This is a genomic window from Vibrio sp. 1288 (assembly GCF_033344475.1).
Map to the genome: position 1 here is coordinate 1 of NZ_JAWPOX010000234.1, position 920 is coordinate 920.

Below are 920 nucleotides of genomic sequence, written 5' to 3' on the forward strand. Positions count from 1 at the left end.
TAGTTCACTACAAACTTGGTAGCCGCTCATGCCGGGCATCATAATGTCGAGTAACAGCAGTTCTGGCTTTTCTTGTTCAACCAGCGCCAGCGTTTCTGGGCCATCTGAAACGGTACGAACGCGGTATCCTTCTAGGCGCAAGAAGCTTTCCAGTACTCGCAAGTTAACGGGTTCATCATCTGCGACGTAAAGCAGTGGGCCATCAGGGTTCTCGGGTAGCGATAAGTCGTCGCCATTTTCCAAATTAATCTCAGGAATTTGAAAGTGCCCGCGCGCCACCAAGGTTTGAGTTGCTTGGATTTCTTCTTCGCTGGCCAATGGCAGTGTGAAACTAAACGTGGTGCCGACCATCGGCTGACTGCTCACGTAAAGTGAACCGCCCATCAACTCAATCAGTTGGCGGCTAATCGATAGTCCCAGTCCCGCACCTTGACGATAGCGACTTGCATCTTGACCAGCTTGAATTAAAGGCTCAAAAATATGCTCAAGATGTTCTGCTGGAATCCCCTGACCAGTATCGACCACTTGCACTCGGACGTGATCGTCAACAATGGTAGCGGAAATGACGATCTTACCTTCTGAGGTGTATTTAATGGCATTGCCAATCAAGTTATACAGCACTTGTTCGAGGCGTTGAGGATCGGCCGAAACGGCTTTAAGGTCGGCTGGTACTTGGTTGATGATGCGAATGGTCTTATTGCCTAGCAGGTGATTAGAAAGCTCAAGCACCAAGCGTGTTGCACTGGCTAAGCTTACTGCCGATTTTTGGATATCCATGCTGCCATAGCGCATTTTGTGGTAATCCAATAAATCGTCTACGAGGTTAGCTAAGCGTTGACCACTTTTGATAATGATATCAAGTTGGTATTTTTGACTGGCGGGAATGACTCCATTTGCTCCTGACACAAGGGTTTCTGCTA

1 protein-coding gene is annotated in these 920 nt (G+C 48.2%); it reads right to left on the reverse strand.

The genetic code is table 11. The features are described 5' to 3' along the window. Nucleotides 1-920: hybrid sensor histidine kinase/response regulator (locus R8O11_RS25905; protein WP_318194699.1), on the reverse strand; the 920-nt coding region annotated here is incomplete at both ends.